Origin of the sequence: Campylobacter sp. BCW_4323 (assembly GCF_001763115.1) — a bacterium.
GTDB classification, from domain to species: domain Bacteria; phylum Campylobacterota; class Campylobacteria; order Campylobacterales; family Campylobacteraceae; genus Campylobacter_D; species Campylobacter_D jejuni.
This window is the reverse complement of sequence record NZ_MJYC01000085.1, coordinates 1-4,987: the sequence shown is the minus strand read 5'-3', so window position 1 is coordinate 4,987 and position 4,987 is coordinate 1. Positions and strand designations below refer to the sequence as shown.

Genomic DNA, 4,987 nt, shown 5'->3' with positions numbered 1-4,987 from the left:
AAGTCCTGATGAGCTTGATAAAGCAGATGAAACATTAAGACAAGAATATCTTAAAAACAAAGAGTTTAAATTAATTAAAAGTATTAAGTAGATTGGTTATAATAAAACAATTTATCTATATTAGGAGTAAATTTGCAAATTCCTATTTATTCTAAACTCAAAGAAAAACTAGAAAGCAAAGGAATAGACAATATATCAAGTGGGCAAATTGCTTGGTTTGTATGTAGTGTAGGGATTTTTATCATTCCTATGGTATATTTTTATATCAGTAATAATTATGATCAATTCACTATTTTATTTATTATGTTATTTATTTTTATATTGAATATGCTTTATATTAAAAATTTTTTTGCATTATTGTTGCTTGTGATATTAATATTTATATATATGAAATATCATGAGTTTATCTATAATTTTAAAATTTTATTTTTTATTTTTGCACCTATAATTTTTATCTTTTTAAGAGCTTGGAGAATTTTAATAACTTTTTTATGTGGATATATTTTTTTAGTGGCTATGGTATATATATTTGAGTTATTAGGAGGATTTTATAAATGAAATATTATGTTACGATTTATATTGATCCATTGGTAGAATGTTTTTTGGATTTTAAAAATCAGTGTTACTGGCAAAGAGAAGATTTCACCCATGCTTTCTTAGGACTTACCAAAGGCAAAAGTCCTGATGAGCTTGATAAAGCAGATGAAACATTAAGACAAGAATATCTTAAAAACAAAGAATGGGACAAGATAGATCAAAAATGGTATGAAGCTAAAGAGCCTAATGAATTCAATGATGGTTTTTGGGGTTCTACAAGACAGATGGAAACTTATAAACCAAAGATATATATTATACCACAAATAACCTTTGCTGATATTCTACAATCCCCAAAAACCGAACAATACTATATTTACAATCAAGATTATCAAGACTATCAAAAATTCACTCCTTATGGTTTGGATTTTAAACTTTATAGTAAGGATTTTATCACTAAACTTGATTTTAAAGATAAAGCTTATAATGTACTTTATAATACAAGAGTTTAAATGGGAGAAGATATTACATTTTCTATTTTTGTAGGTTCATTGCTATCCATTGCTGTTATCACAAAATTTTATCTTATAGCTTTATCTGTGCTTATTGCCTTTTCTATTTTAAATTATTGGATGAGAATTAACATAAAAGAATTTGTAAAATCTTATTTTTTAATATCTTTTATTATCTTTTTTATGGCTATTGTTATCATATTTTATCTTACTTATGATCTTGAAACCTCTAGATCGCTTGTATTACTTGATCCTCCAGAAATTGAAAAATTATCACCGCAAGAATATAGAGTGCGTAATTATTTTAAATTTTTAACCTTTGCAACTATGTTTTTTTTAGCAATCACATTTTTTATACTTCCTTGTTTATTACAAGCTTATTTATTTAAATGTTATAGCACAGGAGAAAAACACAAAAAATTAAGTTGGTTTATAGGGTTTGTGTGTAATGTTCCTATATTGATCTCAAGTGTTTATGTGATATATGAAAATCTTTAAAGACTATCAAAAATTCACTCCTTATGGTTTGGATTTTAAACTTTATAGTAAAGATTTTATCACTAAGCTTGATTTTAAAAATAAAGCTTATAATGTGCTTTATAATACAGGAGTTTAAATGGGAGAAGATATTATACTTTCTATTTTTTGGGGTTTGATAGGATTTATTTTTAGGCTTGTTACTATTGATACAATACTTTATATTACAGCCTTAAGCGTTCTTATTGCCTTTTCTATTATAAATTATTGGATGAGAATTAACATAAAAGAATTTTTAAAATCTTATTTTTCAATATATTTTATTATCTTTTTTACAGCTATTATTATCATATTTTATCTTAGCTATGATCTTGAAACTTATAGAGGATATGTAATGCTCGGTCCTCCAGAAGCTGAAGAATTATCACCACAAGAATATATAGTATATAAGTGTTCTAAATTTTTAATCTTTATAAATTTTATTTTTTTTACAATCACATTTATTATACTTCCTTGTTTATTACAAGCTTATTTTTTTAAATGTTATAGCACAGGAGAAAAACACAAAAAATTAAGTTGGCTTATAGGGTTTGTGTGCAATATCTTTTTATTAATGGCGAGTGTGTATGTGATATATGAAAATCTTTAAAGACTATCAAAAATTCACTCCTTATGGTTTGGATTTTAAACTTTATAGTAAAGATTTTATCACTAAGCTTGATTTTAAAGATAAAGCTTATAATGTACTTTATAATACAGGAGTTTAAATGGGAGATAGTATTACACTTTCTATTTTTTGGGGTTTGATAGGATTTATTCTTACTTGTAGTGTTATAGAATTTTATCTTATAGCTCTAAGCGTTCTTATTGTCTTTTCTATTTTAAATTATTGGATGAGAATTAATATAAAAGAATTTTTAAAATCTTATTTTTCAATATCTTTTATTATCTTTTTTATGGCTATTGTTATCATATTTTATCTTACTTATGATCTTGAAACTTCTAGAGGGCTTGTATTACTTGGTCCTCCAGAAATTGAAAAATTATCACCACAAGAGTATAAAGCACATAATTATTTTGATTTTTTAGGCGGTATAACTTTTATTTTTTTTATAATCACATTTTTTATACTTCCTTGTTTATTGCAAGCTTATTTATTTAAATGTTATAGCACAGGAGAAAAACACAAAAAATTAAGTTGGCTTATAGGGTTTGTGTGTAATATCTTTTTATTAATGGCGGGTGTGTATATGATGTATTAAAATCTTTAAAGACTATCAAAAATTTAATATATTTGATATAATATTCATTTATCTTAAATATTTAGAAAAAAATGGATAGAGAATTATTTATAACAAGGCTTGCTTTTATAAACAATGATGAAATAGACACAATAGATAAAAATTCATCCATAGCATATTTAAAAGCCTTATATCAATGTGAAAATTCCATAGCTATAAATTATAATCAAGAAGATCTTTTCACTCAAGCTACCGCTATAAACAATCTAGGCTATAATTCTACTTTCACAAAAATCTTCATCCTAGATAAAGAAAATCTAAATGATACCTATCTTGATGCTAGAAAAAGGCTTTATAAATCTATCAATACTTTAAAAGAAAAAAGAAATGAAAAAATAAAAGATATCCAAGACTATTTAGATAAAGAAATTTCCTTACAAGATAATCTAAATAATCAAAGCTTTAATACTAAGGAAAATGATGTTAATTTAATTTTAAACGAAGTATTTAACAAGGTGCAACTATCGGATATGGACATCTTATAGGGCAAAATGAATGGGATTTGTATAAAAATGGTATTATTTTACAAGAAGCGGATAAATTGTTTAAAAGCGATTTGTTACCCTTTGAAAATGCTGTAAAAATTCAATAAACTCTTCCTTAGCACAGAACGAATTTGATGCCTTGGTTATATTATGTTTTAATATAGGGATTGATAATTTTAAAAATTCTTTTGTTGTTAAAATCATCAATGCAGAGAAAACGGGTTGCAAAACATTAAAGGAAGCTTGGATGGCGTGGAACAAAAGTCAAAATAAAGTAATGCGGGGGCTAATTAATAGGAGAAATGCTGAATATAAGCTTTACACTCAAGGAGGTTATGAAAAATGGTAATTTTTAAAAATATATTATTGTTTTTATTTTTTAGTACTTATTTGTTAGCGCAAGAGGATTTTACTCCACTAGAGCAATGTACCTATGAAAATGAAAAGTTTTGGATAAAAATTTTAAATCTATGTCCAGAGGGTAATATAACTTGTGATAAAATTGTATATGTGGGTGTCAATAAAAATAATGGAAAATATATTGTCCTAAACGGTAAGTCTATTAGTGATGTAAATATGAATTTTAAAGGATATGTTTTTAAAAATGGTATTTATGAATATAATATTTTTAATAATTTTTTATATATTTCTAAAAACAAGCGGAATATACAAGAATATGGTCTGAAATTATGTGAAAAATAGACGCAACAAAGGCAACAAGCAACAACAAATACTAGAATATGTAAAAAGTTAAAAAGATGCAATAAGAATTACAAGAAGTTTTTAAAGTTATAAAAATCCTAATTAATGAAATCTTAGCTCCTAAATTTTACAACAAATACAAAGATTTAGAAGTAGAGATTGATGATAAGGGTAATGTGCTTAGATGGATAGGAGAGATTAATAGAGACAAAAAATATTAGCAAATAAAAAATGATATAATAATGCTTTATATAAGGAATCTTTTATGTTTATAAGTTCTAAAACAGAGTTAATTCAAACTATTAAAAATTTAACAATCAACAATAAAGAAGTTAAACAGATTGATTTTATCAATACTTTAAAAAAATTAGTCAATCCTTTAGCAGTTATAAGAGATCATTTTGTAACTTATCCTTTTGCAATCAACTCAAAATTCATTAGCTTTGATTTAAAGAAAATTTTTTATGGCATAGATCTTTGCACAGGAGTTTTTGACACTCATTTTTCCTTTCATTATGAAATAGATCAAAAGCTTGAAGAAAATAAAGAATTTCTTTTAAAAAGACTTTTATCTTATTTGATTATTGATGAGAAAAGAAATGCAACTGCTTTAGAGGATATAAAAGAACAAAAATATATTATAGATGATTATACTTTTTATTTTAAAGAGTTAAAATCTTTAGAACTTAAAAAATGCACTATATATCAACTTCCTTGTAATCATCCTTTGTTTAAAGAGTTTAGAAATAAAGAAAAGCAAATTAGTGCTTTTAAAAAGGATGAAGATAGTCCTATTCATGCTTACAATGAAGCTTTACAAATTTTACAAGATTTTGCTAATGGAATTTACAATACAAGTAAAGATAAAACAGGAAGATATATAGAAGATAAAAATAAGGCTAGAAGATTACTAGAAAAACTCAATATCATAGGACAAAACAATCTTAAGGCTATGTATATGGGGATAAATGGAAAT

At 24.8% G+C, this 4,987-nt stretch carries 10 protein-coding genes and 1 pseudogene; all 11 read left to right on the top strand.

Going from position 1 to position 4,987, the window contains the following annotated elements; genetic code table 11:
- Positions 1-132: 132 nt before the first annotated feature.
- On the top strand, positions 133-558 hold the full coding sequence (locus tag AJN60_RS08445) for a hypothetical protein (RefSeq protein ID WP_044794538.1): 426 nt from the start codon (positions 133-135) through the stop codon (positions 556-558).
- Positions 555-1,046, top strand: a complete 492-nt coding sequence (locus AJN60_RS09830) for a hypothetical protein (protein ID WP_180371164.1) — start codon at positions 555-557, stop codon at positions 1,044-1,046. Before AJN60_RS08445 ends, AJN60_RS09830 begins: the two co-directional genes overlap by 4 nt.
- Positions 1,047-1,544, top strand: coding sequence for a hypothetical protein (locus tag AJN60_RS08435; protein WP_002861553.1), 498 nt, complete (start codon positions 1,047-1,049; stop codon positions 1,542-1,544). It begins immediately after the preceding gene.
- A complete protein-coding gene (locus AJN60_RS10055; RefSeq protein ID WP_261661160.1) occupies positions 1,531-1,662 on the top strand; it encodes a hypothetical protein in 132 nt (43 codons plus the stop codon). Before AJN60_RS08435 ends, AJN60_RS10055 begins: the two co-directional genes overlap by 14 nt.
- Complete coding sequence (locus tag AJN60_RS08430) at positions 1,663-2,172, top strand: hypothetical protein (protein ID WP_002861552.1); 510 nt, start codon at positions 1,663-1,665, stop codon at positions 2,170-2,172. It abuts the gene before it with no gap.
- Entirely contained in the window at positions 2,159-2,290 is a 132-nt protein-coding gene (locus AJN60_RS10050; protein ID WP_257841651.1) for a hypothetical protein, read from the top strand. Before AJN60_RS08430 ends, AJN60_RS10050 begins: the two co-directional genes overlap by 14 nt.
- On the top strand, positions 2,291-2,785 hold the full coding sequence (locus AJN60_RS08425; protein ID WP_070286249.1) for a hypothetical protein: 495 nt from the start codon (positions 2,291-2,293) through the stop codon (positions 2,783-2,785). It abuts the gene before it with no gap.
- Between the two features lie 71 nt (positions 2,786-2,856).
- Positions 2,857-3,309, top strand: a complete 453-nt coding sequence (locus AJN60_RS08420) for a hypothetical protein (protein WP_044780646.1) — start codon at positions 2,857-2,859, stop codon at positions 3,307-3,309.
- A gap of 139 nt (positions 3,310-3,448) precedes the next feature.
- Positions 3,449-3,658 (top strand): glycoside hydrolase family protein, encoded by a 210-nt coding sequence (locus tag AJN60_RS10200; RefSeq protein ID WP_230401020.1) that lies wholly within the window; start codon positions 3,449-3,451, stop codon positions 3,656-3,658.
- Positions 3,652-4,011, top strand: a complete 360-nt coding sequence (locus tag AJN60_RS08415) for a hypothetical protein (RefSeq protein ID WP_002861547.1) — start codon at positions 3,652-3,654, stop codon at positions 4,009-4,011. Before AJN60_RS10200 ends, AJN60_RS08415 begins: the two co-directional genes overlap by 7 nt.
- 265 nt (positions 4,012-4,276) lie before the next feature.
- A pseudogene (locus tag AJN60_RS08410) lies at positions 4,277-4,987 on the top strand (hypothetical protein); the annotation flags it as partial.

Coding starts and splice junctions, on each gene's coding strand:
- AJN60_RS08430 (WP_002861552.1), top strand. CDS start 1,663: ATGGGAGAAGATATTATACTTTCTATTTTTTGGGGTTTGATAGGATTT.
- AJN60_RS10055 (WP_261661160.1), top strand. CDS start 1,531: ATGAAAATCTTTAAAGACTATCAAAAATTCACTCCTTATGGTTTGGAT.
- AJN60_RS10050 (WP_257841651.1), top strand. CDS start 2,159: ATGAAAATCTTTAAAGACTATCAAAAATTCACTCCTTATGGTTTGGAT.
- AJN60_RS08425 (WP_070286249.1), top strand. CDS start 2,291: ATGGGAGATAGTATTACACTTTCTATTTTTTGGGGTTTGATAGGATTT.
- AJN60_RS08415 (WP_002861547.1), top strand. CDS start 3,652: ATGGTAATTTTTAAAAATATATTATTGTTTTTATTTTTTAGTACTTAT.
- AJN60_RS08420 (WP_044780646.1), top strand. CDS start 2,857: ATGGATAGAGAATTATTTATAACAAGGCTTGCTTTTATAAACAATGAT.
- AJN60_RS09830 (WP_180371164.1), top strand. CDS start 555: ATGAAATATTATGTTACGATTTATATTGATCCATTGGTAGAATGTTTT.
- AJN60_RS08435 (WP_002861553.1), top strand. CDS start 1,047: ATGGGAGAAGATATTACATTTTCTATTTTTGTAGGTTCATTGCTATCC.